28 protein-coding genes and 1 pseudogene are annotated in these 23,822 nt (G+C 48.0%); 21 read left to right on the forward strand and 8 right to left on the reverse strand.

Annotation, left to right across the window (positions count from 1 at the left end; translation table 11 throughout):
* Positions 1–111 precede the first annotated feature (111 nt).
* Complete coding sequence (locus DRW41_RS06055) at positions 112–318, forward strand: hypothetical protein (RefSeq protein ID WP_115451081.1); 207 nt, start codon at positions 112–114, stop codon at positions 316–318.
* Between the two features lie 131 nt (positions 319–449).
* Complete coding sequence (locus tag DRW41_RS06060; protein WP_142752187.1) at positions 450–644, forward strand: hypothetical protein; 195 nt, start codon at positions 450–452, stop codon at positions 642–644.
* 66 nt (positions 645–710) lie between these two features.
* Here the strand turns inward: DRW41_RS06060 and DRW41_RS22900 are convergent, their stop codons facing one another.
* Positions 711–854 carry a hypothetical protein gene (locus DRW41_RS22900; protein ID WP_181884442.1) on the reverse strand — a complete coding sequence of 48 codons (144 nt, stop codon included), beginning with the start codon at positions 852–854 and terminating at the stop codon, positions 711–713.
* Between the two features lie 119 nt (positions 855–973).
* Here DRW41_RS22900 and DRW41_RS06065 point away from each other — a divergent pair, with 119 nt between their 5' ends.
* The 3 genes from DRW41_RS06065 (at position 974) to DRW41_RS06075 (ending at position 3,352) form a co-directional block, all read left to right on the forward strand.
* Positions 974–1,486: a GNAT family N-acetyltransferase gene (locus tag DRW41_RS06065; RefSeq protein ID WP_115451083.1), complete on the forward strand. Its 513-nt coding sequence runs from the start codon at positions 974–976 to the stop codon at positions 1,484–1,486.
* A gap of 26 nt (positions 1,487–1,512) precedes the next feature.
* Positions 1,513–2,181, forward strand: coding sequence for a DNA alkylation repair protein (locus DRW41_RS06070; protein WP_115451084.1), 669 nt, complete (start codon positions 1,513–1,515; stop codon positions 2,179–2,181).
* Between the two features lie 97 nt (positions 2,182–2,278).
* Positions 2,279–3,352, forward strand: coding sequence for a PQQ-dependent sugar dehydrogenase (locus DRW41_RS06075; RefSeq protein ID WP_115451085.1), 1,074 nt, complete (start codon positions 2,279–2,281; stop codon positions 3,350–3,352).
* Between the two features lie 91 nt (positions 3,353–3,443).
* Here the strand turns inward: DRW41_RS06075 and DRW41_RS06080 are convergent, their stop codons facing one another.
* From DRW41_RS06080 to DRW41_RS06090, 3 genes are read right to left on the reverse strand one after another with little or no spacing between them, the layout of a single operon-like run.
* On the reverse strand, positions 3,444–4,094 hold the full coding sequence (locus DRW41_RS06080) for a TetR/AcrR family transcriptional regulator (RefSeq protein WP_115451086.1): 651 nt from the start codon (positions 4,092–4,094) through the stop codon (positions 3,444–3,446).
* Between the two features lie 22 nt (positions 4,095–4,116).
* Complete coding sequence (locus DRW41_RS06085) at positions 4,117–5,145, reverse strand: ABC transporter permease (RefSeq protein ID WP_115451087.1); 1,029 nt, start codon at positions 5,143–5,145, stop codon at positions 4,117–4,119.
* Positions 5,145–5,870 (reverse strand): ABC transporter ATP-binding protein, encoded by a 726-nt coding sequence (locus DRW41_RS06090; protein ID WP_115451088.1) that lies wholly within the window; start codon positions 5,868–5,870, stop codon positions 5,145–5,147. Before DRW41_RS06090 ends, DRW41_RS06085 begins: the two co-directional genes overlap by 1 nt.
* A 196-nt stretch (positions 5,871–6,066) precedes the next feature.
* Between DRW41_RS06090 and DRW41_RS06095 the strand changes: the two genes are divergently transcribed.
* Complete coding sequence (locus tag DRW41_RS06095; RefSeq protein ID WP_222928835.1) at positions 6,067–6,534, forward strand: SRPBCC family protein; 468 nt, start codon at positions 6,067–6,069, stop codon at positions 6,532–6,534.
* 152 nt (positions 6,535–6,686) lie between these two features.
* On the opposite strand, the gene bshB2 is transcribed toward DRW41_RS06095, so the two are convergent.
* The 3 genes from bshB2 to pdxK form a co-directional block, all read right to left on the reverse strand.
* On the reverse strand, positions 6,687–7,352 hold the full coding sequence (gene bshB2 / locus DRW41_RS06100) for a bacillithiol biosynthesis deacetylase BshB2 (protein WP_115451090.1): 666 nt from the start codon (positions 7,350–7,352) through the stop codon (positions 6,687–6,689).
* Between the two features lie 37 nt (positions 7,353–7,389).
* A complete protein-coding gene (locus tag DRW41_RS06105; RefSeq protein ID WP_115451091.1) occupies positions 7,390–7,737 on the reverse strand; it encodes a YojF family protein in 348 nt (115 codons plus the stop codon).
* Between the two features lie 244 nt (positions 7,738–7,981).
* Positions 7,982–8,797 carry a pyridoxine/pyridoxal/pyridoxamine kinase gene (pdxK, locus tag DRW41_RS06110; RefSeq protein ID WP_115451092.1) on the reverse strand — a complete coding sequence of 272 codons (816 nt, stop codon included), beginning with the start codon at positions 8,795–8,797 and terminating at the stop codon, positions 7,982–7,984.
* Positions 8,798–9,360: 563 nt separating this feature from the next.
* On the opposite strand from pdxK, the gene fdhD reads away from it, so the two are divergent.
* From fdhD to DRW41_RS06170, 12 genes and pseudogenes are all read left to right on the forward strand, one after another.
* Complete coding sequence (gene fdhD / locus DRW41_RS06115; protein ID WP_115451093.1) at positions 9,361–10,167, forward strand: formate dehydrogenase accessory sulfurtransferase FdhD; 807 nt, start codon at positions 9,361–9,363, stop codon at positions 10,165–10,167.
* A 47-nt stretch (positions 10,168–10,214) separates the two neighbouring features.
* A complete protein-coding gene (locus DRW41_RS23920; RefSeq protein ID WP_115451094.1) occupies positions 10,215–10,787 on the forward strand; it encodes a twin-arginine translocation signal domain-containing protein in 573 nt (190 codons plus the stop codon).
* A gap of 12 nt (positions 10,788–10,799) precedes the next feature.
* Positions 10,800–13,196, forward strand: a pseudogene (fdnG, locus tag DRW41_RS06125) (formate dehydrogenase-N subunit alpha); the annotation flags it as partial.
* Entirely contained in the window at positions 13,196–14,023 is an 828-nt protein-coding gene (locus DRW41_RS06130) for a 4Fe-4S dicluster domain-containing protein (RefSeq protein ID WP_115451096.1), read from the forward strand. The pseudogene fdnG and the gene DRW41_RS06130, both read left to right, overlap by 1 nt.
* Entirely contained in the window at positions 14,016–14,726 is a 711-nt protein-coding gene (locus DRW41_RS06135; protein WP_115451097.1) for a formate dehydrogenase subunit gamma, read from the forward strand. Before DRW41_RS06130 ends, DRW41_RS06135 begins: the two co-directional genes overlap by 8 nt.
* A 331-nt stretch (positions 14,727–15,057) precedes the next feature.
* Positions 15,058–15,867, forward strand: a complete 810-nt coding sequence (locus tag DRW41_RS06140) for a formate dehydrogenase accessory protein FdhE (protein WP_115451098.1) — start codon at positions 15,058–15,060, stop codon at positions 15,865–15,867.
* Positions 15,868–15,906: 39 nt separating this feature from the next.
* On the forward strand, positions 15,907–16,512 hold the full coding sequence (mobA, locus tag DRW41_RS06145; protein WP_115451099.1) for a molybdenum cofactor guanylyltransferase: 606 nt from the start codon (positions 15,907–15,909) through the stop codon (positions 16,510–16,512).
* 30 nt (positions 16,513–16,542) lie between these two features.
* Complete coding sequence (locus DRW41_RS06150; protein WP_115451100.1) at positions 16,543–17,775, forward strand: molybdopterin molybdotransferase MoeA; 1,233 nt, start codon at positions 16,543–16,545, stop codon at positions 17,773–17,775.
* Positions 17,776–17,787: 12 nt separating this feature from the next.
* Positions 17,788–19,707 carry a molybdopterin biosynthesis protein gene (locus DRW41_RS06155; protein ID WP_115451101.1) on the forward strand — a complete coding sequence of 640 codons (1,920 nt, stop codon included), beginning with the start codon at positions 17,788–17,790 and terminating at the stop codon, positions 19,705–19,707.
* 72 nt (positions 19,708–19,779) lie between these two features.
* Entirely contained in the window at positions 19,780–20,241 is a 462-nt protein-coding gene (locus DRW41_RS06160; protein WP_115451102.1) for a molybdenum cofactor biosynthesis protein MoaE, read from the forward strand.
* The gene (gene moaD / locus DRW41_RS06165; protein ID WP_115451103.1) at positions 20,234–20,467 is read left to right on the forward strand and encodes a molybdopterin converting factor subunit 1; all 234 of its coding nucleotides are present in this window, start codon (positions 20,234–20,236) and stop codon (positions 20,465–20,467) included. The genes DRW41_RS06160 and moaD overlap by 8 nt, the downstream gene beginning before the upstream one ends.
* A 102-nt stretch (positions 20,468–20,569) precedes the next feature.
* Complete coding sequence (locus DRW41_RS06170; RefSeq protein WP_115451104.1) at positions 20,570–21,589, forward strand: thiazole biosynthesis adenylyltransferase ThiF; 1,020 nt, start codon at positions 20,570–20,572, stop codon at positions 21,587–21,589.
* Between the two features lie 135 nt (positions 21,590–21,724).
* Here the strand turns inward: DRW41_RS06170 and DRW41_RS06175 are convergent, their stop codons facing one another.
* A complete protein-coding gene (locus tag DRW41_RS06175; protein WP_115451105.1) occupies positions 21,725–22,048 on the reverse strand; it encodes a YflT domain-containing protein in 324 nt (107 codons plus the stop codon).
* A gap of 162 nt (positions 22,049–22,210) precedes the next feature.
* On the opposite strand from DRW41_RS06175, the gene DRW41_RS06180 reads away from it, so the two are divergent.
* The 3 genes from DRW41_RS06180 (at position 22,211) to DRW41_RS06190 (ending at position 23,811) form a co-directional block, all read left to right on the forward strand.
* Complete coding sequence (locus tag DRW41_RS06180; protein ID WP_115451106.1) at positions 22,211–22,891, forward strand: uracil-DNA glycosylase; 681 nt, start codon at positions 22,211–22,213, stop codon at positions 22,889–22,891.
* A gap of 102 nt (positions 22,892–22,993) precedes the next feature.
* The gene (locus DRW41_RS06185) at positions 22,994–23,377 is read left to right on the forward strand and encodes a DUF1259 domain-containing protein (RefSeq protein WP_115451107.1); all 384 of its coding nucleotides are present in this window, start codon (positions 22,994–22,996) and stop codon (positions 23,375–23,377) included.
* Positions 23,378–23,538: 161 nt separating this feature from the next.
* On the forward strand, positions 23,539–23,811 hold the full coding sequence (locus DRW41_RS06190; RefSeq protein WP_115451108.1) for a YwdI family protein: 273 nt from the start codon (positions 23,539–23,541) through the stop codon (positions 23,809–23,811).
* Positions 23,812–23,822 lie beyond the last annotated feature (11 nt).

A 23,822-nucleotide genomic window follows, 5' to 3' on the forward strand; every position in this document is an offset into this window, starting at 1 on the left:
TTTGAACTTTCGGAAAAGATATGAGAAAATTAGGTAAATAAGTGAATCCGTTTCCAATCTGTACCGTATTAATAAGTATAGGAAATACTTGATAGCGAAGGGGCGGGAGCAATGAAGAATTTAATGGTATTCAAGCAATGGCTCTTCTTGTTCGGAATTGGTCTGCTACTTGGTTCCCTGGCGATACTGGTGGATGTCGTGTGGGTAAAAAAATTGCTGTGGATAACGTTGGCGGTCCTCGGTGCGATTTCTATGGGAAAATTCTATCAGATGTATGAGTATGGATTCGATACAATAGAGAAAAGGAAAAAGAAATAACTGCTTAGGGCCTGCATCTTGTGAATGCGGCCCTAATTTATTTGAAGGTTTGAATGTTTCTTCACAACTTTTGGTGCGAGGAGGGGTGCGATGCGGATAGATAGAGAGCTATTGAAAGTGTGGAGGAGGTGATGAAGGTGTTATTACGGCGCTGGCGATTCCGTATTGTCTTCTTGCTTTCCTTGGTGATGGGGCTAATCTCTGCAGGCTTGGAAGTCATTTGGGTGAAAAAACTGATACTGATTTTCCTTGTACTGCTCGTATTCGCCTTTTCGGATACAGCCCGGCAAATTTATGAACAAGTGAAGGAGGAGCTCCAAAGATGACTATAAACTAGATGCCCGGCTACGGCCACTTGGCAGCCGGGCACTTTTTTGCTTACGAAAACAATATTATTTCGTTTTTGTCTTTTGATTTTTGTTCCGCTTGTTTCCTTTGCTGTTATCCCCGCTGTTTTCCTCGGCGATTTCCATTTGGTAGTGTCCGGACTCGGGAGAATTTTGGTTTTGGCTGCCCCGGTTGAATTTTTTCGTCAATGCTTAACCCCCCTTTCCTTTTCCTTTGTAGTTTGTCTGGAGAGAATCGTTTCATACAAAGGATATCGCCAGCTTGAAAGAGAATAGTTTAAAGAGATAATTTGGATGGAGCTGACAGCATGGATGTATTTTTACAAAAAACAGGCCCGCAAGACGCCGAAATCCTTGCCAATATGTACTCCCTCTACCTACATGACCTCACCGCCTATTCGGATTCATTGAAGGAAAATGAGGCTGGGATGTATGAATTCGATGCGTTCCCCCTCTTTTGGGAAAAGGGTGGGGTCAATCCTTATTTTATTATGGCGGATGGGGAGCGGGCTGGATTCGTCCTCCTTTTGGAGCCGCCTTTTACAAAAAAAGTGGATTATGTGATTAACGATTTCTTTGTCTACAACCGGTTCCGTGGGAAAGGAATCGCGAGCCGGGCGGCCGATGCCATTTTTAGCGGAAGGGAAGGAAGCTATTTTGTCGCGCAGCTTGCACGGAATGAAAGGGCGATTGCGTTTTGGCGGAAGGTGTATAACAGGTGTGCGATTGATTATGATGAATATGGGGACGAGGAAGATGGCGAGCCGATTGTCTGCCAGGAGTTCACATTAACCAACAAAACTTGGGACCTGGACAAATAACAAGTTTTTGAAAAAGGAAGACTGCCATGGATAAGTATATTTCAAAATTAAAGGATCTTTTTGAAGAACACCGCAGCCCTGAAAATGCAGTTGGGATGGAAAAATACATGAAGAACCACTTCCCGTTCCTGGGAATTAAAAAACCGCTGCGGGCGGAGCTGGAAAAAGCATTCTACGTGGAGACCGGGCTCGACAAGGAGCCGTTTGACGAAAGGTTTGTGCGGATGCTCTGGGAGCTGCCGGAGCGGGAATACCAGTATACGGCTCTCGGCTACCTGGCGAAATTCAACAGGAAATTGGGACCGGAAACCCTGTGGCTGGCGAAGGATTTGATTACAGGGAAATCATGGTGGGACACTGTCGATGCCCTTGCGTCAAACCCTGTCGGTGTTCTCGCGGCGAGGTCCCCGGAGGAAATCCCGTTTGTAATTGACAAATGGGCGGTTTCCGATCATATGTGGCTAAGGAGGACTGCAATCCTCCACCAGCTGAAATATAAAAACGAAACGGATGAACAGCGATTATATACATACATTAGGCAAAATGCCGATAGCAAGGAATTCTTTATCCAGAAAGCGATTGGCTGGGCGCTTCGGGAGTATTCAAAAACGAATCCGGACTCAGTGAGGGAATTCATCCAAAACTCAAAACTTGCTGCGCTTAGCCGGCGGGAGGGTTCGAAGTATCTCGGCTGAAATGATGTGGGGACCGGTTATTTTTAAAAAACGGGAAGAGACCAACAAGAAATAAGGAAACTGGCTGCTTAACATGTACGTGAAGGAGTTGAAGCGAATGAAGAAATCGATTCCGCTGCTTGTTGTTCTGGCCACTTTCATATTAGGTGGATGTTTTCCAGAGAGGAAGGCCGAGCCGGGAAAGAAAGCGCCTGAAGACACGCCGGCTGTTTTGCAGGGGAAGGCTGAAATAATTGATGAAAATCTCCAAATCCCTTGGTCTATAGAGAAATCGGGGGAAACTTTCTACATTTCCGAACGGCTCGGTTCCATTGTGAAAATTGAAAACGGGAAATCAGAGCGGCAAAGGGTCATGCTGAAGGAAAAGCTTTCCGACGCATCCGAAGCGGGGCTGCTTGGTTTTGTCCTTCCGCCTGATTTCCTCTCGAGCCAAACGGCTTATGCCTACTATACGTATAATGATTCATCAGGCCAGAAAAATCGTGTGGTTGCCCTTTCACATCGAAACGGGGCCTGGTCGGAAGAGAGGACGCTGATTGACAACCTGCCAAGCGGGGCGGTCCACCATGGGGGAAGGCTGGAGATTGGCCCGGACGGAAAGCTGTATACTACCGCGGGGGATGCAGCAAATCCCGATCTTGCCCAAAGCCTAGAAACTCTCGGGGGAAAAATCCTCCGGATGAACCTTGATGGAAGCGTACCGTCTGATAATCCAATTCCCGGTTCGTATATCTATAGCTACGGGCACCGTAATCCGCAGGGGATTGCCTGGACGGCTGACGGGACGATGTACGCAAGCGAGCATGGGCAGTCCGCCCATGATGAAATAAACGAAATTAAGCCCGGCAAAAACTATGGCTGGCCAGCCATTATGGGGACTGAGAAAAAGCAGGGAATGGAAACACCCCTCTTCCAGTCGGGTGAGGAAACATGGGCCCCTTCCGGCATGGCGGCGCGCGGCGATAAACTGTATGTCGCAACATTAAGGGGAAATGCGGTCAGGGAAATCGACCTTGCAGGGAAAAAAACGCGTGAATTCGTTAATGGACTTGGCCGCATTCGCGATGTGCTCATTGACGGGGACTATCTGTATTTCGTCAGCAACAATACAGATGGACGGGGAACACCGGATGATACGGATGATAAACTGTACCGGGTTCGCATGAGGTAAGCGGATGTTTTTGGAAAGAGTGGAGGGTCCCTTTTAACGGAAAAATGATTAAAACCAAAAGAGGCTGCCTTTTAACCGGCAGCCTCTTTTGTCATTTCGTTCCCTTGCCAAGCCCGTTCAGGATGAATTGGATTGTGCGTTCCGTTTCAGCCTCGTCATCCCATTCCGATTCCGGGATGATCAGGTATTTGGCGATAAAATAGCCAATGATGGAGGAGGCCGTCAACCGGAGCGCGCTCAGAGGAGGAATGTCAATGATCTCCCCCTTCTCCTGATAGTAGACGGCAACTTTCGTAAACCGCTCAAACAGCCTTGTTGCGACATGCTCCTTGAATTGTTCGCGGAGCTCGGGCTGGAACGGAATTTCCTGAAGAAGGATGCGGATAATCTGCCCGTTTTTTTCAATGAATTCCCGCCTGTTTTCAATCATCGCCCGAAGGAAATCCTCAAATGTATCGAAGCGTTTGTTCAGCACCTTATCGAGGTCCCGGATGACGAACGGAGCGACTAACTTCGCCATGACCGGAGCTACGATATTCAACAGCAGATCCTTCTTTGTTTTGTAATGGCGGAAAATCGTCCCTTCGGCAACGCCCGCCTTTTTGGCAATTTCATTTGTCGAGGTTGCCGCATAACCTTTTTCGGAAAACGACTCAATCGCGGCAACCAGGATTTTCTTTTGCTTATCGGTTAATTCGTCCTCTTCTAAAAGGAACTCTATAGAAATTTCCTCGCCTGTCATGGGCAATCTCCTTTCAGCATTGCTACATCTTTCGGTGTTTTTTTAACGCAGCAACATTCAATATCATAAATAGGATGGATAAACCGAACAAAAGGAATAGGTCCGGATATATTTCCTTTAATCCATAGCCTCTCACCATCAGGTCGCGCATCGCGTCGGCTGCGTAGTAAAGAGGTGTGAGCGGGCCAATCCAGCTGAGCCACTCGGACATCGTTTCAAGGTTGAACAAGCCCGAGAAGAAAACCTGCGGCACGATAACGAGCGGAATGAACTGGATGATCTGCATTTCATTATTCGCGAAAGCGGACAGCAGGATCCCGAGCGTCAGTGCTGTAAAGGAAAGGAGCAGGATCGTCAATAGGACGAGCAGGAACGACCCTTCCATAAGCATATCAAGAATATAGATTCCATACCAGGTGATGATTGATGCCTGAATGGTTGTGAAAATCCCGAAACCGAGAACATACCCCGCAACAATTTCCCAGCGCCTTAGCGGGCTTGCCAGCAGCCTTTCAAGCGTTCCGCTCGTCCGTTCCCGCAGGAAGGATACACCCGCGATTAAAAAGACAAAGAAGAATGCGAAATAGGCGAGAAGGACGGGGCCGAAGAAATCAAATTGGCTCATTGTCGCCGAGCCGTGCAAATAGTCGACATCTAGTTGTTGTATATTCGAGTTGGGGAGAACGGGCTTAAATGCCTTTTGGGCCCAAAGCATGAATGCGCGGTTCGCGGTTGGATCGCTGCCTTCAAGCTTAATTTCAGGCTTCTGCCCTTTAAGGGACAGGTATCCATCCAGCTTGCCGTCTTTCAATGCTTTTCCCGCGGCTTCGGTGGAGGAGTAGTCCTTTATTTTGGCATCATCAAGATCCATTTGTTCCATTAGCTGCTCCGGAAAACCAACGAGCCCAACCTTCGGGATATAATCCCTGCCGTTAAAGACGAGATTCAGCATTGTCAGGATCAGGATCGGGGCAAGGATCATGAGCGCCATCGTCCGCTTGTCGCGCAAAAACTGCCTTAATATCCTGATTACGAGTGCCTTGATTCGCATTATAACGCACCTCCATAAACGAGGAATGCCTGCTCGATTGTATCGGAACCAGTGTTATTTTTTAACTCTTTTGGCGTTCCAACGGCTATCAGTTTCCCGTCGCGAATCATGCCGAGTCTGTCGCACTTCTCCGCCTCGTCCATTACATGTGTTGTCACGATGATAGCTGTGCCCTTTTCCTTCAGGTGGTAAAACCGCTCCCAAATGGATTTCCGTAATACAGGGTCGATCCCTACTGTCGGCTCGTCCAGGATCAGCAGTTCCGGTTCATGGAGTAAAGCTGCCGCGAGAGAAAGACGCCGTTTCATGCCTCCGGAATAGTTGGACACAAGCTTGTTCAAGTCACCGCTCAATTGCACAATTTCCATTACTTCGGTTATTCGCTGCTTCAGCCTTTTCCCTTTCAATCCATAGAGCGCGCCAAAAAACTCAAGATTGTCTTTTGCCGATAACTCCAGGTAGAGGGCGTCGGCCTGGGACATGTACCCGGCTTTTTCAACTAGCTTAAGTGAGGGCATTTTTTCATTGAACAGCCAGTTCTCCCCTTCTGTCGGGATTTCAAGGCCGACCAGCTGCCGGACAATGGTTGTCTTCCCCGCGCCGGAGGGACCGAGCAGGCCGAAAATTTCACCTCGATAAATATCCAGATTAATAGAGTCCAGAACCTTCTGTTTACCAAAAGACTTTGAAATGTTTTTAATTGAAACGATGGAGCTGTTTCCCATAACAATCCACCTTTCTTTATTGGAGTGAGTAATCACTCATTTTCTGATTTTATTTTATGCTAACAGGCTGGAAAAGTAAAGTGAGTAATCACTCACTTTTTAAAAATAAATTTCGACAATAGGTTTGGGGACTTTTCCCCCGCGGTTAGTGAACTTTTAAGAAAACAATATATAATAGTAAAAAGAGAAGTATATAGTGAGGTGCAAAGAAGTGGCGGACTTTCAATCAAGTGTCATCATCCATAAACCGGTCAGCGAGGTTTTCAGGTTTGTCAGCAGTATGGACTACATGCCGGAAATCATGCCGAATATAGTCAAAATTGATAAGCCGGGCCCCGGCCCTTTGAAGCCGGGTGATAAAGTAGTCGAAACGCGCCTGATCAGGGGCCGTGAAACAAAAAATGAACTCGAAATCTTGGAATATGAAGAAAATAAATTGTTTTCGTACCGAAGCAATGTGAACGGGCTTGAATCGACCTACCAGTATAGCTTTGATGAAATAGAAGAAGGAACGAATGCCCATTTCAAAGCCGATATTAAAACAAGCGGCATCGTCATGGCCCTGACAAAGCGGTTCATTGTCAACATGCTCAAGAGAGAAGACGGCAACCAGATGAAGTACTTGAAGGATGCACTGGAAGGAAATGAACCAGCTTCCAAATAAGGACAGATGTTCTGAAGACCGTTTCGGGAGGTTTTTGAAGCTGAAACGGTCCATACCATCCAAACGAGGGGTGAAAAACACCCGGTGGCAACCGCCAGCCGGGTGTTTTTATCTAATCCGTTGGTGAACCCCAAAAATCCCGTTAAACCGGGTTAAAATTGATATGTCCAAAACCGTTCCACGTTGACCCAAACCATCGTTTGCGGGTCCTGTTTCTTCAATTTCTCTTCCATATCCTTCGCCATCAGCTGTGTCTGGGAACGGTGGGCTTTGATTGCCTGAAGCTTTATGTCTCCAACCGGAGTGATGTCATGGACAACGTCGGCTTCCCCGAGTTCCTCGACGCAGTTTTTCGCGAATGCGACACAGTGGAGCTTCGGCCTTTTTTCCGGAGCGATTCCACTGACTGCGCGCACCACTGCCCTTCCAGTCGCCTCATGGTCGGGATGGACAGAGTAGCCTGGGTAAAATGTAATAATCAGCGAAGGGTCAACCTCTTCGATTATGGATGAAATCTCGGCGGCAAGCTTTCCTTCATCCTCGAATTCAACCGTTTTGTCCCTGTAGCCAAGCATGCGCAAATCCTTAATTCCAAGCACTTTGGCAGCTTCCTGAAGTTCTCCCCTGCGGATCAGCGGTAGTGATTCCCTTGTCGCAAAAGGAGGGTTCCCCATATTCCTTCCCATTTCCCCAAGAGTCAGGCATGCATAGGTAACGGGTGTCCCGTTCTTTGTGTGCGTGGCGATTGTCCCCGATACCCCAAATGCCTCATCATCCGGATGTGGAAAGACTACGAGCACATGGCGTTCCTTTTCCATATACAAATCTCCTTTAGGATTATTCTTCATGATGCCCTTATTCAAACGGCGTAGGGCTTAATTGGAGGGCAACCGCGAGTTTTCCGCTGTAATCGTGCCCCGCCATCAACAGGCGGCCTTTTTCATCTACCTCGTAATGGGTAATCCCTTCCGCGTATACCCAGCCAAGGGGTATTTTCAGCCCTACACGGTACGGTCCGGTGCCTGTGATTTTGCCGAGTTCGTACGTGACCTTGGCGTTCCGGATATGGGCCCCCGATGAAAAGAATGACTGGTCAAAATGGGAAGCATAGGCTCCATTTGTGGTTTCCAAATGGATGTAAACCTCTTGTCCGCAAAACTTGTCGATTGCGGATTGGACCTCGGCCATGATGACTGGTTCCATATAAATTCCCCTTCCCTGCAGATTCAACTGCTACTTCTGTAAAGCCCTTTAATCCTTTTATCATACTAAAAACTGGATTGGAATGCGAAAGCAATGCACTTGGCTAATTGTCCCGTAAAACAACAGCGGGCCGGAAGCAATCCCGGCCCGCTGTTTAAAGCTTTGGAGCCAGACTCATGGCCAGGCGCCGCAAGAATGGGACGCAATTTTCTAATCTTGTCCCGGATCTTTCAGATTTATTTCTTTATGCGTTTTTATGAAGGTTTCGGTAGGCACCCTGCCAGGTCGGCCCTACATATTCGTTTAGCTTGAAGCCGTGTTTAATGGCTTCTGTAATGAAGGCCTTTGCTGTATCGATTGCCTGCTCCGCTTCCTGCCCTTTCGCAAGTCCAGCTGCAATCGCAGCGGAGTATGTGCAACCCGCCCCGTGGGTATAGGTTGTTTCAATTTTTTCAGTTTCATACAATTTGTAGTTTTTGCCGTCGAACAGCAAATCCACAGCTTTGCCTTCATGGTCAAACTTGCTGCCGCCCTTGATGATGACATATTTGGCGCCCTGTTCATGGATGATGGCTGCCGCCTGCTTCATTTGGTCCATGTTCCTGATTGGGCCTGTCTTGGCAAGCTGGCCCGCTTCGAAGAGATTCGGAGTGACCACAGTCGCCCGCGGAACAAGCAGTTCGCGCATTGCATCAGTTGTTTCAGGATTCAGAACCTCATCCTCGCCCTTGCAAACCATGACCGGGTCGATGACAACTTTACCGAGTTTATTCTCATCAATAACTTTAGCGGCGAGTTCGATGATTTCCACCGTTCCGAGCATTCCAGTCTTCATTGCATCAATCCCAACGGAAAGGATTGTTTCCAGTTGTGTCTTCAGCGTTTCGACAGGCAGCGGATGGACTTCATGGTGCCACCCCTCGGGTTTCATAGTGACAATCGTTGTCAACGCGGTCATCCCGTATACTCCAAGCTCCTGGAACGTTTTCAGGTCGGCCTGAATGCCAGCTCCGCCGCTTGTATCTGAACCTGCAATCGTCATAACTTTTTTAATCGACATGCTGTTGCCTCCTTCTGCTTGGATGAAAAATGGGTTGTCCACTCTCATCCCAATCCAATATCATCTGATTTAATATAATTCATTCCTAATTTTACTCATGAAGATGCACGTTTGTAAAGGAAACGGAACCCTTCTTTTCGGGAGGCGAAATTTGTTACGGTTTTATGACTTTGGGAGCTGCCGTGATAATTATTACTGCAAAAGCCCTCCTGCGGCATTAATCTAATAGAAAGAAGAAGGTTTACAGAGTAGCAATAGTTGAAACCGCTCTCATGAAAAGTAGTGTTTTATACATTAACACGATGTATAACTATGCGATTCACAAATTCTACAAATAAAAGACACAAATATGCAAACGAACTGTCAAATCTTAGCCACCATATTTCATGATTTTCCTATAAATTTTATTAGGTAACGTGTAAATTTCCTTTACTATCAGGGGATTGCAGCACAAAGGCATCCGGAAACGGGTTAGTGATGTTCATCACTGCTTGAACAGATTTCCATTTTTACAATTAAAATAGCGAGTTATTCTTGCCAGAACATGTGAGGGAGGAAAGGCAATGAACAGGAAAAGCTGTCCCGATGAGTACCCTATTAATCTTTCGGTCAACGGCTATGAAATTGCCGTTTTCCAGCTGACGAAATCCGATTTGGAGGACTGGGCATACGGTTATCTTTTTTCCGAAGGGATGATCGAGTCTGCCGATGACATAGAGGAAGTTGCTTTCCATGAAGGGACTGCGACCCTCCAGGTAACGCTTGCCAATCCGTTTGACGGGGAGAAATTGTTCTCCAAGAAAAAGCATTATACCGCCGGTTGCGGGCGGGGGGTAACGTTTTTTTCGATGACGGATGTAAAACAGTTTGAAAAGATCCGTTCGAACCAGAGGTATCCATTAAGCTATTTGCTTAAAAAACGGGCGGAATTCGCCCAATGCTCGACGCTTTATTTGGAAACGGGAGGCATGCATGGCGCCTGCATCATTGATGCGGAAGGCCTCATGACTGTCCGTGAAGATATCGGCCGCCATAACGCGGTCGACAAGATTATAGGTTTTTGCGTCAGGAACCGCCTCAATCCAGAGAAGCTTATTCTTCTGACAACAGGAAGGGTTTCCTATGAAATGCTCTCAAAGGCAGCAAAATTTGGCTTTGCCGTCATAGGTTCAAGGACTGCCGCAACGAAGCAGGCTGTCCAGTTAGCCAAATATTTAAATATAGAGGTTGTTGGCTATTTAAGGGGGAAAATGGCCGTCATTTATACCTCGGCAGGAAGGGTCCATAGCGACCTAAGGGAGACTGCGGCTGCAGAAGTTTATGGGGAGGAGGGAATTGGAGGGGCTGTTCACCAGCTTGCTCTGGATTAAGGGAGAAAAGGGATGCTCTAGGTTAATTAAGGGAAGGAGACACAGAAATGGTTGAAATCAACCTGAACCGCCGGCAATTTTTAAAACTGTCAGGCGCCACCGCGGCCACATTGGCCATCGTCGAGCTGGGATTTGATGAAAAATCAGCTTATGCGAAATCGAAAGAACTTAAAATTGCCCAAGCAAAAGTAACGCCAACCATTTGCTGCTATTGCGGCGTAGGGTGCGGAATCCTTGTCCACACAAAAGACAACACAGTTGTGTACACAGAAGGGGATCCCGACAACCCAATCAACGAAGGAAAGCTTTGCTCAAAAGGAACCACTTTAAGGCAGCTTTACACATCCGAAAAGCGATTGACAAAACCGTTGTACCGCGCTCCGGGCAGCAGTACATGGGAGGAAAAAGACTGGGAATGGATGTATGACGCCATCACCAAGCGACTCAAGGAAACGCGTGATGCTTCTTTTGTGGAAAAAGAAAATGGAATGATTGTCAATAAAACCGAGCGGATCGCCAGCATGGGCGGAGCCGCGCTTGATAATGAAGAATGCTATTTGCTCGCTAAACTGATGAGAGGGCTTGGCGTCGTTTATCTCGAACACCAGGCACGAATATGACATAGTTCTACGGTTGCCGGTCTGGCACCTACATTTGGTCGTGGAGCAATGACTAACCATTGGAATGATCTGCAATATACCGATTGTGCCCTGATTATGGGTGCTAACCCTGCTGAAAACCATCCGATTTCATTCAGGTGGCTGACAAAGGCGAGGGAAAAAGGAGCGAAAATTGTTTCGGTTGACCCGCGCTACACAAGGTCTTCCGCTATGTCAGATGTTTACGCACCGCTTCGTTCCGGTACAGACATCGCTTTTCTTGCAGGAATGATCAATTATGCAATCGATAACAATTTGATCCACAAGGAGTATGTTGCTAAATATACAAATGCTTCATTCATCCTTAAGGATAGCTATGAATTCAATGATGGCCTATTCTCTGGGTATGATGAAGCAAAGCGCATCTATGACAAAACAAAATGGGCATTCGAGACAGATGAAGAAGGGAAGCCGGTCAAAGACCTGACCCTTGAACATCCACGTTCTGTTTTCCAAATGATGAGAAAGCATTATTCCCGTTACACAATTGATAAAATCGTTGAAACAACTGGGACTCCTAAGGAGGATTTCCTGAAGGTTTGTGAAGCATTCTGTTCTACCGGAAAAGTAGGCAAATCAGGCGTCATCATGTATGCAATGGGCATTACCCAGCATACAGTCGGTTCCCAAAACGTCCGTGCGATGGCGATGCTGCAGCTCTTGCTCGGCAATGTCGGCGTTCCTGGAGGCGGCCTTGCAGCCATGCGGGGTGAATCAAACGTACAGGGTTCGACAGACTTCGCCCTTCTTTACGGAGACCTGCCTGGTTACGTGGGAGTGCCAAAAGCGACTGTCCCTGAACATGCGACTCTCGCTGGCTACAATGAAAAAGAAACACCTAAAACAGGCTACTGGAGCAACAAGCCTAAATTCATGGTCAGCATGCTGAAAGCCTGGTACGGCCCAAATGCGACCAAGGAAAATGAATTCTGCTATCAGTATCTGCCAAAAGGAAATAAAAACTATTCCCATATCAACCTATTCAATGCCATGTATAACAAGGGAATCGATGGATTGTTCCTATTCGGGACCAACCCTGTTGTAGGGGGCCCTAATGCGGGCAAGGAGAAAGAATCGCTTGCCAACCTGAAATGGCTTGTAGCAGTTGATTTGTGGGAAACAGAATCGTCTGCATTCTGGAAAAAGGAAGCTGGCGCCGATCCGAATAAAATTGCAACAGAAGTATTCCTGCTCCCAGCATCGGCATCATTTGAAAAAGAAGGATCTGTATCGAACAGCTCCCGCTGGATGCAGTATCGCTGGAAAGCGATTGATTCAAGGGGAGAAGCAAAAGCGGACCTGGAAATCATCCATGAGTTTGCAACAAGAATCAAGGCGCTTTACAAAAATGAAAACTCACCGATTGCCCGTCCAATCAATGCTCTTTATTGGAACTTCGGCGAAGGAAGCCATCCGGATATAGACCTTGTCTGTAAGGAAATCAACGGTTATGATCTTACGACCGGCAAGCTTCTTCCTGGATTTGGCAAGTTGATGGACGATGGAACAACATCAAGCGGAAACTGGATTTATTCCGGCTTCTATCCTGAAGAAGGAAAGAACCGTGCGAAAAACCGTGATGCGAAAACAGGCGGCCCTAACTTCCTGAACTGGTCCTATGCGTGGCCGATGAATCGCCGTATCATTTATAACCGTGCTTCGGCCGATCCGCAAGGCGCTCCTTGGAGCAAAGATAAGGAAGTCATCCATTGGGATGCTCTCCAAAGCAAATGGGTCGGAAACGATGTACCTGACTTTGTAGTCGACAAGGCGCCATCTGACCCGGGCGGACAAAATCCGTACATCATGCTGAAGGATGGTGTGGCAGGAATTTTTGCCGGCCTGAATGAAGGTCCGTTCCCTGAACACTACGAGCCGTTTGAGAGCCCTATTTCCAATGTGTTCTCAAAGCAGAATTTAAACCCAGCTGTCCAAATCTTTGAAGGTGATTTCAACCTTAAGGGTGATAACAAGGATTTCCCAATTGTTGCAACAACCTATCGGGTAAGCGAACATTGGCAGTCTGGATCCATGACAAGAAACCAGGAATGGCTGTCTGAGCTTGTAGGCCATATGTTTGTAGAAATCAGTGAAGAACTGGCAAAAGAAAAGGGCATCAAGAATAAGGACAAAGTAATCGTTACCTCAGCCCGTGGAGAGGTTGAAGCCTACGCCATGGTGACGAAGCGTTTCAAGCCATATAAAATAAAAGGCAAAAAGGTCCATCAAATTGGCATGCCTTGGCATTTTGGTTACAAAGGGTACGCAACAGGGGATTCGGCAAACCATTTGACACCGCACATCGGCGATGCGAATACAACCATCCCTGAGTACAAAGCATTCCTTTGCGACGTAAGGAGGAAGGGCTAATGCCGGAATACGTAAAATATGTTGATGTCACTAAATGTGATGGGTGCCGTGCCTGTATGGTGGCGTGCAAGAACTGGAATGACCTTCCCGCCGAGGAAACAAACTTCCTTGGAAGCGTTCAATCGCATCCAAAGGTAACAGCTGATACATGGAATGTCTTGCAATACATTGAGCATGAAAACTCGAAAGGCGATTTGGATTATCTTTTCCGCCATTCCTCCTGTTTCCACTGCAAAGATGCGGCTTGTGAAAAAGTTTGCCCTGAGAATGCCATTTCCTACACCGAATTTGGGACAGTTGTCATTGACCAGGAGAAGTGTGTAGGCTGCGGATATTGTGTCCAGAACTGCCCGTTCGATGTTATTTCGTTAAAAACGTATATTGACAAAAACGGCAAGGAATATAAGAAATCTCATAAATGCACAATGTGCACAGACAGGATTGAAGAAGGCCTCCAGCCAGCTTGTGTAACAACCTGCCACACAGGCGCAATGGAATTCGGCAACAAAGACGAAATGATTAAAAAAGCGGAAAAGCGCGTGACTGAGATCAAGGAACGCTATCCAAACGCGATGGTCTATAACCCTCAAGGGGTTGGCGGAACACATACCGTTTATGTGCTGGCAGAAAAGCCATCCGTTTACGGTCTGCCTGAAAACCCTAAAGTTCCGACTTCCGCTGTATTGTGGAAGGATTATGCGCAGCCAATTGGCAAAATGATGATTGGCGCGACAACGATGGCTGTCGTTGGCGCCTTTGTTACCAACAAGCTGTTCAACAAGGAAGGCAAAGAGCATGACGAAGATGGAGGTGGAGGCAATGAGTAAGCCAATCAGGCCGGACATTAAAGTAAGGCGTTTTTCAAAAGCATTCGTTTGGGCTCATGCTGTAAATGCCATTTCCTTCTTCGCCCTGTACATTACAGCCCTTCCGATGTATACAGAGTTTTTCGACTGGCTTTATCCGGTTTTAGGCGGACCCGCCAACGCTCGCCTGCTTCACAGGATATTTGCGGTAACATTTGTTATGCCGACGTTCATCTGGCTCATCTTCGACCCTAAAGGCTTTATGGTATGGATGAAGGAGCTCGTCACCTGGAAAAAGAGGGACCTTCAATTCTTCACGGAATTTGTAAAAGAACTATTCGGTTTCAAATTCAAGCATGTGAAGCAAACATTCTTTAACGCAGGTGAAAAAATCAACTCGATTATCCAGATTGTAACGGCCATTCTGATTATCGGTTCTGGTTTCCCGATGTGGTTCCCGCACCTGTTTCCGAAGGCTGTCGTCCAATGGGGTTATTTTTTCCACAATGTGGGCTTTGGCCTTGCGATCGCGGTAGTTGTCGGCCACGTCTATCTGAGCGTGGTGCACAAGAATTCCCGCCCTGGCTATTCAGGCGTCGTGACCGGGAAGGTTCCTGCCTGGTGGGCAAAGGAGCACTACACCGAGTGGTATGAAGAAGAGGTTGAAAAAGGCAATTTCCCTGATCTTGATAAACTCAATAAAAAGAAACACAAAGGCGCATAGAAAAGCAGAAGCGCCCGTTTAGCGCCGTATGGACTGGAGGGCCCCGATGGAGATAAAGGAAACACGATAAGCGTGAGCGAATCGATGTTGACTTATCGCAGCGAGGGGACTGAAGTACACTAGGCGCTGGGCGCTAGAGCTAGACAATAGAAAAGCGGAAGCGCCCTTGGAAATCAGCTTGAAAAAAGACTAAAAGGGGAATGGCTGTCTATATGGACAGCCATTCCTGCTAAATGGAACCCTCACCGGAAAACGGGAATTATAATTCCGGTAATTACAAAAAGAAATAGTGCTGCTTTGCAGTATACTTTATGAAAAGAGGTGCAATGGGTTGAAAACATCCGTCGTCTCAAAAGATTATCAGAACTTGCAGAAGGAAATCATTGGGTTGCAAGAGAAATGGAAAGAAGGCCTTGGCAGCGAGGCGGTCACAATCAAAACGGATAAGACGGCAATGAGCGCCGGGGTGCCAGTGGCGGCACTTTCAATTTTTGATTTTGATATTCCACTATTTTTACAGTGGATAGAGGAAATTAAAGGGTTGTTGGTGAAGAATAATGATAAGATGGAAGAGAAGCTCGTTTTTTTAAACAACATAATGGACGAAAATACGGCGCAGCGCTGGATTGATGAAGCGCTTGCGTTTAACCATATTTATTTTCACAGATTCGCCGAGGAGCATGGTGTGGAAGAATGGATTCCTTACTTCCTTGCGGAAACAGCGCTCCGCCCATATTTGCGGCTGGCAGCAGAAAAAGCCCAGCCAGAAATCGTTTCTGGAAATCATGGGGCCGGCTGCCCGGTTTGCGGTGAACCAGCCAGGCTGGCGCAGCTTGAAGGGGAAGGAAAGAAGGAATTGTGTTGCCCGCGTTGCCTTGCCCACTGGAATGATAAACGGGTTAGCTGCTCCCATTGCGGGAACGAGGATCATGAAACCATGAAGTATCTAACCGTGGAAGGTGATGCCGCTTCCCAAATCCAGGTTTGCGAAAAGTGCCGCGGCTATATAAAAATTGTCGATACAAGGCAGTTTATCAATAAGCCATCCGCGGCCATGCTTGATTTGACTACACTTCATCTTGATTTCGTCGCCCAGGAAAACGGCTACCTTCCAGGCGGGAGCGGGGAAACGGAAAACTAAGGGGCCCGGGAAATACCGGTCCGGGAAGAAGGGGTTTCAATGAAAGCGGCGGCAATTCTACTATCCGGCGGAAAATCAAGCAGGATGGGAACAAATAAGGCCCTTTTGAAAATTAACGAGAAAACGAATATTGAGAGAATACGAGATGAACTCCTCAAACTATTTGATGAAGTAATCCTTGTGACAAATGAACCAGAGGAGTACGATTTCCTTAATTTGAAAACAGTGGCGGATGAATATCCGGGGAAAGGGCCTTTGGCTGGCATCCATGCCGGCTTGAAGGCCTCCAGCTTTGACGCCAATCTCGTAGTCGCGTGCGACATGCCGTTTGTTTCCGCGGAACTCGCCGAGAATATGGTAAAGAATCTTGGCCATCATGATGCTGTCGTTCCTGTTATTGGGGGGAGGCAGCATCCGCTTTTTGCCGTTTATCAAAAAAGCATCACGGAAGCGGTCGAGGCCTGCATACAAAAGGACAGCCTCCGCCTGAAACATTTGTTTGAAACTCTTGATGTCCTCTTTTTAACGGAGCAAGATTTGGAAACCTATTCACATGGCTCGCTTGAACGGATATTTTTTAATATGAATAAGCCGGAGGAATACGAACTGGCCGTCCTGCAGGCGAATGAAGAAGCATCGAGATAAGAGTTTCGATTGAAAGAGAGGGTTAGGGACATGCAATTTTTCAAAGTCAAAACAGTTGAGGAAACTTTCACGCTGATCGATAAACATGTAAAGAAAATCGGCGTAACCGAAAAAAGGCCGCTGGAATCCGCGCTTGGCTGTATCATTGCCGAGGATATAACCGCACGGGAAGATGTTCCAGGGTTTGACCGGTCAACAGTTGACGGTTATGCCGTGAGGGCCGAGGATACATTTGGTTCATCGGAATCGATGCCAGGTTTTCTGACTGTTGCCGGAGAGGTAAGGATGGGTGAGGCAGCCAGCTTCCCGGTCGGCTTTGGAGAAGCGGTCTACGTCCCTACGGGGGGAATGCTTCCCCCCGGCGCCAATAGCGTTATCATGATCGAGCATTGCGAAGAGATCGCGGGACTTCTCAATACATACAAGCAGGTGGCTCCCGGGGAGAACGTCATCCGGGCGGGAGAAGATATCCGGGAAGGAGAACTCCTTCTAAGTGAAGGGACCAGGCTTAGGCCGCAGGAGATTGGGGCCCTTGCCTCCCTTGGGATAACACATGTGAGAGTATACCGAAGTCTGAAGGCGGGATATTTATCCTCGGGGGATGAAATTGTCCCCTTCGATACGCCTGAATTAAAAATAGGGCAAATCCGTGATATAAATTATTTAACAATCGCGGGCCTTGCAAAGGATTGGGGAATTGACGTCATCTATGGAGGAATCGTGCCGGATGATTATGAGGAGTTCAGGTTAAAGGCGTTTGAACTATACAATCAGGTAGACTGCCTAATCCTTTCAGGCGGAAGTTCTGTTGGCGCAAAGGACTATACAACCGAAGTCATCCAGTCGCTTGGCGATCCGGGGGTATATGTTCACGGGATATCCGTAAAACCGGGCAAGCCGACGATCCTTGCGATGGCGGGGGAAAAACCCGTGATTGGGCTTCCGGGGCATCCGGCGTCCGCCATGATTATATTCCGCCTTTTCGGCGAACGGATACTAAAGAACCTGCAAGGGGAAAATCCCGAGCACCGGCCAGACCGGATTTTCGCCAGGATTACCAAAAATATTCCCTCCGCGCCAGGCCGGTCCGATTATATCAGGGTCAGGCTATATGAAAAAGATGGCGAATGGTGGGCAGATCCGATAATAGGAAAGTCGGGTTTGATTACGACACTTGTGAAAAGCGGCGGGATTGTAGAGATAATATCTGAAAAAGAAGGCATCGCCCAGGGCGAGTACGTCCCGGTCATCGCAACAAGGTAGGGGGAACGGCATATGGACCAGAAACGGTATAAACGAAAAATATATCTCGAGGATAAGCCAAGGCCGAAAGCGCGGGAAGAATTGCTTGCCGCGTTTGGACTGCCGCCGCGGAAGGAATGGGTCAAAGTGGAGGATGCCCTCGGCAGGATAACAGCCGAGCCGGTATTCGCGTCGACGTCCATGCCCCATTACCATGCTTCCGCGATGGATGGGATCGCTGTAAACGCGGCGGATACGTATAGCGCGCATGAGCAGAATCCGCTAAGGCTCGCATATGGCGAACAATTTGTTTATGTCGATACTGGCAATGCGATTCCGGCCCAGTATAACGCAGTCATTATGATTGAAAATGTCAATGTGATCGACGACCAGACAATTGAAATCATTGAACCTGCGACACCGTGGCAGCATATCCGCCCGATTGGCGAGGACATCGTCCAGGAAGAAATGATTTTTCCCCAGGGACACAAGCTGCGCCCGGCCGATTTGGGTTCCCTGCTCGCCGCCAGAATTACTAACCTTGAAGTCGTAAATAAACCCGTCGTTTCCATCATCCCGACAGGCAATGAGCTGATCGAGGTAACGGATGAGCCTGTGCCAGGAAAAATCATTGAGTTCAACGGTACGGTATTCGCCAATTTTGTCAAAGAGTGGGGCGGAAATCCCCGTTTGTCGGGTATTGTAAAAGATGAGCCTGAAAAGATAAAGGAAGCGCTTCTTCTCGCTGCCGAAACATCGGATATTATTGTCATCAATGCCGGCTCTTCAGCCGGGTCAAAGGATTTTACCGTCCACATTATTGGGGAAATCGGTACAGTCTTCACCCATGGTGTCGCGGCGAGGCCAGGCAAGCCCGTCATCCTAGGCAAGATAAACGAAAAACCCGTAGTCGGTGTTCCGGGATATCCGGTTTCCGCCTATTTGGCGCTTGAATGGTTTGTGAGGCCATTGATTTGCAAATATCTGCAAATCCCCGAGCCGAAGCGGCAGACAATCCAGGTCAAGCTTGGAAGGAGAATTGTCTCCACGATGGGGCAGGAAGACTTCATCAGGATCAACATCGGTTATGTGAACGGAGAATATGTAGCCAATCCACTCACAAGGGCGGCGGGGGTGACGATGTCCTATGTCCGGGCAGACGGCCTCCTCATCGTTCCGGCGGATGTGCTGGGATACGAACAAGGGGAAACCGCTGAAGCCGAACTTCTGAAACCATTGGAAGAAGTAACAAACAGTATCGTATTCAGCGGCAGCCATGATTTGACAATTGACCTTTTGTCTTCCCAAATAAAACAGAAGCGGTATGACATGAAAATCATCTCATCCCATGTCGGCAGCATGGCCGGGCTGATGGCCATCCGAAAAGGAGAGGCCCATGTCGCGGGAATCCATTTGCTCGATCCGGAGACAGGGGAATATAATCTTACGTATGTGAAAAAACTGCTTGATGACATGGACATTGTCCTTTTCCCATTCCTAAAAAGAAAACAAGGCTGGTTCGTACCGGAAGGAAACCCGTTTGAGATCCAGTCGGTCGCTGATATAGCCGCAAAGAACGCCCATTTCGTAAACCGCCAAAGGGGAGCGGGAACACGGATCCTTTTTGACCTACTGCTAAAAGAAGCCGGCCTGGCACCAGATTCCATCACGGGCTACAGCAGGGAAATGTTCTCGCATCTCAGCGTCGCCGCGGAAGTGAAAGAAAATGCTGGGGCGGTCGGTCTGGGTATTTTTCCGGCGGCAAGGGCGATGGGCCTTTCCTTTATACCAGTCGCGGATGAAGAATACGACTTGGTCATGACGAAGGAATTTTTCGAGAGTGAAAAAGGCCGGTTGCTCGTTTCCGTGATTCAATCGGAAGAATTCAGGGAAAGCGTTGAGAAAATAGGGGGCTATAAAGTTGTCGCAGACGCGGCCCCGAAGATAGGGTAAGACAGAAGGGTTCATTTTAAAAACCATGGGAGGCGCTTTGGGCGCTTCCGCATTTCAATGGAGGCGGGATGCATGTTTGAAATCTCTAAAGAACCGATTGAAATCCAGGCTGTGATTGATAAGGTCGTCCAGCGGGAAGCCGGAGCAATCACTACATTCATTGGAACAGTCCGGGAGCTGACCCATGGCAAAAAAACGCTCTACCTCATTTATGAAGCGTATGAAGCGATGGCCGTGAAAAAACTTGAGCAAATCGGCCAGGAAATCGAGGAACGCTGGCCGGGCGCCAAAGTGGCCATCAGCCATCGGGTCGGCAGGCTGGACATTACCGATATCGCGGTGGTCATTGCTGTTTCGACCCCGCACCGCGCCGATGCTTATGAAGCAAACCGTTATGCAATTGAGCGGATCAAGGAAATCGTCCCTATCTGGAAAAAGGAGCATTGGGAGGACGGCGAAGAGTGGGTAGGCAACCAGCTGGAAACAGTAGCCTACCCGACAGGCAAGCCCGAGGAAGGTGATTTGAATGAATAAAGTCATGTTTTTTGCCCATTTGCGCGATGCTGCCGGCATTGACTCCATCACGGTCGATGCCGCGGGCAAGACGGTTGCGGAATTAAAGGCCGAACTCGCCCAAAAATACGATTTGCCAAAAATGGATACAGTAATGGCGGCAATCAACGAAGAGTTTTCATCGAATGAAGAAACGATCAATGAAGGTGACGTTATCGCCTTCATCCCTCCGGTAAGCGGGGGCTAAAAACTCAGGTCAATAGATGAACGCAGGGCTTCCCGAAATAAAGGAAGCCCTGTCCTATCTAGTGCGAAGTCCACTATCCATGGCAGGAAGGGGAAAATAAGAATGGCAGAGAGATATTCAAGGCAGATCCTTTTTCCCGGGATTGGCAGGGAGGGGCAGGAGAAAATCCGCTCCAAACATGTATTGCTAGTGGGAGCCGGGGCGCTTGGTTCTGGTAACGGGGAAATACTGACGAGGGCTGGAATTGGCAGACTGACGATCATAGACAGGGATTACGTAGAGGAGAGCAATCTTCAACGGCAGCAGCTGTATACCGAGGCTGATGTTGAACAAAAGCTTCCCAAGGCAGCGGCTGCTGAAAAAAGGCTCCGGGCCATTAACAGCGACGTTGAAATAGAAGCGATTATCGGCGACGCCACTCCTGAAGTATTGGAAGGGCTGGCAAACGGGATCGATTTGATCATTGATGCGACCGATAATTTCGAAACGAGGATGGCCATTAATGACGTGTCCCAAAAATACCGGATTCCGTGGATTTACGGCGCATGTGTCGGCAGCCATGGCATGAGCTTTACAATCCTTCCGGGAACGACTCCATGCCTGAATTGCCTTCTGAGGAGAATTCCGCTTCAGGGCCTTACCTGCGATACGGGAGGAATCATCGCGCCGGCTGTCCAGATGGCCATCTCCCATCAGTCGGCAGAGGCGCTGAAAATCCTTGTCGAGGATTGGGAAGCGATCCGGAGCACATTTGTCAGTTTTGATCTATGGCGGAATGAGTATACAGCCATGAAAATGTCGAAGGCAAAATTCCCGGGGTGCCTCTCATGCGGAGAACATCCAACCTACCCGTATCTTGACAAGGAAAACATGACAAAAACGACCGTGCTGTGCGGACGGGATACAGTCCAAATACGGCCCTCCGCCAAAGGGGAGATTTCGCTTGAAAAGCTCGCATCCCAGCTTGGTTCCCTCGGTTATGAGGTAAAGGGCAATCCTTACCTTCTATCAGTTGAACTTGGCGGGGAAAGGATGGTCATTTTCAAGGATGGACGCGCCCTCATCCACGGAACAAAAGACCTGACACATGCAAAATCGGTATACCAAAGGATTATGGGGTAAAAATTAGCTCCATGCCGAATCCGGGAACAGCATTAATGGCTGGACGTGGATCGTGCATGCCGCTTTTTCAAACCGCCGAACGTCATTTGGGTACTTCTCACTAAAGAATCCCCGGAAAGGTTCCGGGGATTTCGCTCATTTTTTGGAGGCGACCAAGACAATCTTGCCTTCATCCAATACTTTTTCATAACGTTCAGCCTCATATGCGGTCAAGCCTAACGACTCAAACTGTGAGCGCAATTCGTCGCCGCGCTTTTTGAAGACATTTGTGACCGAATCGATTAAACCTTGCTCCTTCAAGCCGACATCGCCGGCGCCAAGTGCATCCGCCAAATCATCTTCGCGCTCCTTGTCATGTGCAAAAAGATAAACCTCGTCCCTGGTATAACCTTCGGTAGCGAGCAAAGTTAGCTTATCCTTAGCTTGGACTCCGTTCTCGACAACTTCTACTTTATACATAATGAAATTCCTCCTTTGCATTGGTTCACACAGTTTTTATATAACCTTTCCTGTAGTCGCTAAACATGAATATTCTTGAAAAATCCGTCGATTGCCGTTTTTCGGTAAAAGGATGATAGAATCATAGGGAAAAGGGGAATAGTACGGAAAAGGAGGGTTATCATGCTGGAAAATACATTGCCGCCTTGCTGGTCAAATCTGCTTGCCGAGGAATTTCAAAAAGATTACTTTCAAAAGCTGCGTGATTTTTTAATAGAAGAATACCGTACCAAAACCGTCTATCCGGAATACAAGGATATTTTCAATGCGCTCATGCTGACAGAGTATGAGGACGTAAAAGCGGTGATTCTTGGACAGGATCCGTACCATGGGCCAGGGCAGGCGCACGGCCTGAGTTTTTCAGTCAAGCCGGGCATAAATCCGCCTCCGTCGCTTAAAAACATATTCAAGGAATTGTGTGATGATCTTGGCATCGAATCGCCTGATCATGGGTATTTGCTTAAATGGGCCGAGCAGGGCGTGCTTCTTTTGAACACTGTGCTGACAGTCCGGAAAGGAGAGGCGAATTCCCATCGGGGCAAAGGCTGGGAACAATTTACTGATAGAGTGATAACCCTTTTGAACGAACGTGATAAACCAGTTGTTTTCATTCTTTGGGGTAAACCGGCTCAAGTGAAGTTAAGCCTGATTGATGCATCAAAGCATCCAATCATCCTGTCTCCTCACCCCAGCCCTTTTTCAGCGAGGAAAGGGTTCTTTGGCAGCCGGCCTTTCTCGAAAACGAATGAATTGCTGCGCTCGATTGGCCGGGAAGAAGTAGATTGGCGGCTTCCTCCACTGTAAGCAATCCTTTTTTTCTTCCAATCTTTAAAATCGGGACAAGCGTTTATACAAGAAAGCTCCTCCCTTCATAGTCTGTAAGGAACTAGAAGGGAGGGACAAAATATGAATAGGAGAGTGACTTGCCAAGAGCTGGCGAATATTATTGGCGGGGCAGTTGTGACAACCCAGGGGGCGTGCGTGGTACAGCGCAATAGGAATATCAATGCCACAATCCTCGGCCGCCAAACAAGGTCCCCGCTCGCATTGCCGTTTGCGCTATCATTTGAAAGAAATGGCCTTAATCTGGGCGAAACAGTCATCCTGCAGAAGGAAATCAATCCAATGCTTACCGCATTGAGAAAACGGGGGCTGATTGTAACAGCTATGCACAATCACTGGCTGTTTGATGAGCCGAGAATAATGTATATGCACTGGGAATGGGTCGGAAATGCGGTTGATTTCGCCGAGTTAAGTTTTGAGGCGGCCCTTGAAGCGGGATTGTTTTAACTGAAGTGAACACAGGTGCGGGAAGGCCAGGTCCATTTATGGCGCTTGGCCTTTTTTATTTTTTGGAGTCCGTCAGCCTCGAAGTGGGGTATGTGCGAATCGGTACGGAATCATGTAAAATGGAGGGGACGCGGTAAGCGCTGTTCGAAGGGGTGGATTTTTTGAACATACATATTAAAACGCTTTTGGCCAAAATGGAAGAAGAACTCGTCCGGGCAAAGGCCGCCGAGAAGGAAGATGAATTGCGCGAAAAGCTATATTCCATTAAAACCCTTTGCGAAGTCGTGCTGGCTGATAGTACGAAGCCTGTCCAAGTGGAAAGGCGGCCATTAACGGAACGGCCTTTTCAGGCGGCCAGGTTCCAGGCACAGGACCAGGGAAAAAAACTGGTATTGGATGATGACGCAAACGGGGATTCAATTTTCGACTTTTAGAAGGATGGGAA

The organism is Neobacillus piezotolerans (genome assembly GCF_003362805.1).
Taxonomy (GTDB): Bacteria; Bacillota; Bacilli; order Bacillales; family Cytobacillaceae; genus Bacillus_D; species Bacillus_D piezotolerans.

Bases quoted from the DNA above. Each gene is read 5' to 3' on its own strand.
- DRW41_RS06070 (WP_115451084.1), top strand. From the start codon at position 1,513: ATGGATAAGTATATTTCAAAATTAAAGGATCTTTTTGAAGAACACCGC.
- DRW41_RS06180 (WP_115451106.1), top strand. From the start codon at position 22,211: ATGCTGGAAAATACATTGCCGCCTTGCTGGTCAAATCTGCTTGCCGAG.
- DRW41_RS06085 (WP_115451087.1), bottom strand. From the start codon at position 5,145: ATGCGAATCAAGGCACTCGTAATCAGGATATTAAGGCAGTTTTTGCGC.
- DRW41_RS23920 (WP_115451094.1), top strand. From the start codon at position 10,215: ATGGTTGAAATCAACCTGAACCGCCGGCAATTTTTAAAACTGTCAGGC.
- DRW41_RS06130 (WP_115451096.1), top strand. From the start codon at position 13,196: ATGCCGGAATACGTAAAATATGTTGATGTCACTAAATGTGATGGGTGC.
- DRW41_RS06055 (WP_115451081.1), top strand. From the start codon at position 112: ATGAAGAATTTAATGGTATTCAAGCAATGGCTCTTCTTGTTCGGAATT.
- DRW41_RS06185 (WP_115451107.1), top strand. From the start codon at position 22,994: ATGAATAGGAGAGTGACTTGCCAAGAGCTGGCGAATATTATTGGCGGG.
- mobA (WP_115451099.1), top strand. From the start codon at position 15,907: ATGAAAGCGGCGGCAATTCTACTATCCGGCGGAAAATCAAGCAGGATG.
- fdhD (WP_115451093.1), top strand. From the start codon at position 9,361: ATGAACAGGAAAAGCTGTCCCGATGAGTACCCTATTAATCTTTCGGTC.
- DRW41_RS06075 (WP_115451085.1), top strand. From the start codon at position 2,279: ATGAAGAAATCGATTCCGCTGCTTGTTGTTCTGGCCACTTTCATATTA.
- DRW41_RS06170 (WP_115451104.1), top strand. From the start codon at position 20,570: ATGGCAGAGAGATATTCAAGGCAGATCCTTTTTCCCGGGATTGGCAGG.
- DRW41_RS06060 (WP_142752187.1), top strand. From the start codon at position 450: ATGAAGGTGTTATTACGGCGCTGGCGATTCCGTATTGTCTTCTTGCTT.
- bshB2 (WP_115451090.1), bottom strand. From the start codon at position 7,352: ATGGAAAAGGAACGCCATGTGCTCGTAGTCTTTCCACATCCGGATGAT.
- DRW41_RS06090 (WP_115451088.1), bottom strand. From the start codon at position 5,870: ATGGGAAACAGCTCCATCGTTTCAATTAAAAACATTTCAAAGTCTTTT.
- DRW41_RS06160 (WP_115451102.1), top strand. From the start codon at position 19,780: ATGTTTGAAATCTCTAAAGAACCGATTGAAATCCAGGCTGTGATTGAT.
- DRW41_RS06175 (WP_115451105.1), bottom strand. From the start codon at position 22,048: ATGTATAAAGTAGAAGTTGTCGAGAACGGAGTCCAAGCTAAGGATAAG.
- pdxK (WP_115451092.1), bottom strand. From the start codon at position 8,797: ATGTCGATTAAAAAAGTTATGACGATTGCAGGTTCAGATACAAGCGGC.
- DRW41_RS06155 (WP_115451101.1), top strand. From the start codon at position 17,788: ATGGACCAGAAACGGTATAAACGAAAAATATATCTCGAGGATAAGCCA.
- DRW41_RS06150 (WP_115451100.1), top strand. From the start codon at position 16,543: ATGCAATTTTTCAAAGTCAAAACAGTTGAGGAAACTTTCACGCTGATC.
- DRW41_RS06065 (WP_115451083.1), top strand. From the start codon at position 974: ATGGATGTATTTTTACAAAAAACAGGCCCGCAAGACGCCGAAATCCTT.
- DRW41_RS06105 (WP_115451091.1), bottom strand. From the start codon at position 7,737: ATGGAACCAGTCATCATGGCCGAGGTCCAATCCGCAATCGACAAGTTT.
- DRW41_RS06135 (WP_115451097.1), top strand. From the start codon at position 14,016: ATGAGTAAGCCAATCAGGCCGGACATTAAAGTAAGGCGTTTTTCAAAA.
- DRW41_RS06080 (WP_115451086.1), bottom strand. From the start codon at position 4,094: ATGACAGGCGAGGAAATTTCTATAGAGTTCCTTTTAGAAGAGGACGAA.
- moaD (WP_115451103.1), top strand. From the start codon at position 20,234: ATGAATAAAGTCATGTTTTTTGCCCATTTGCGCGATGCTGCCGGCATT.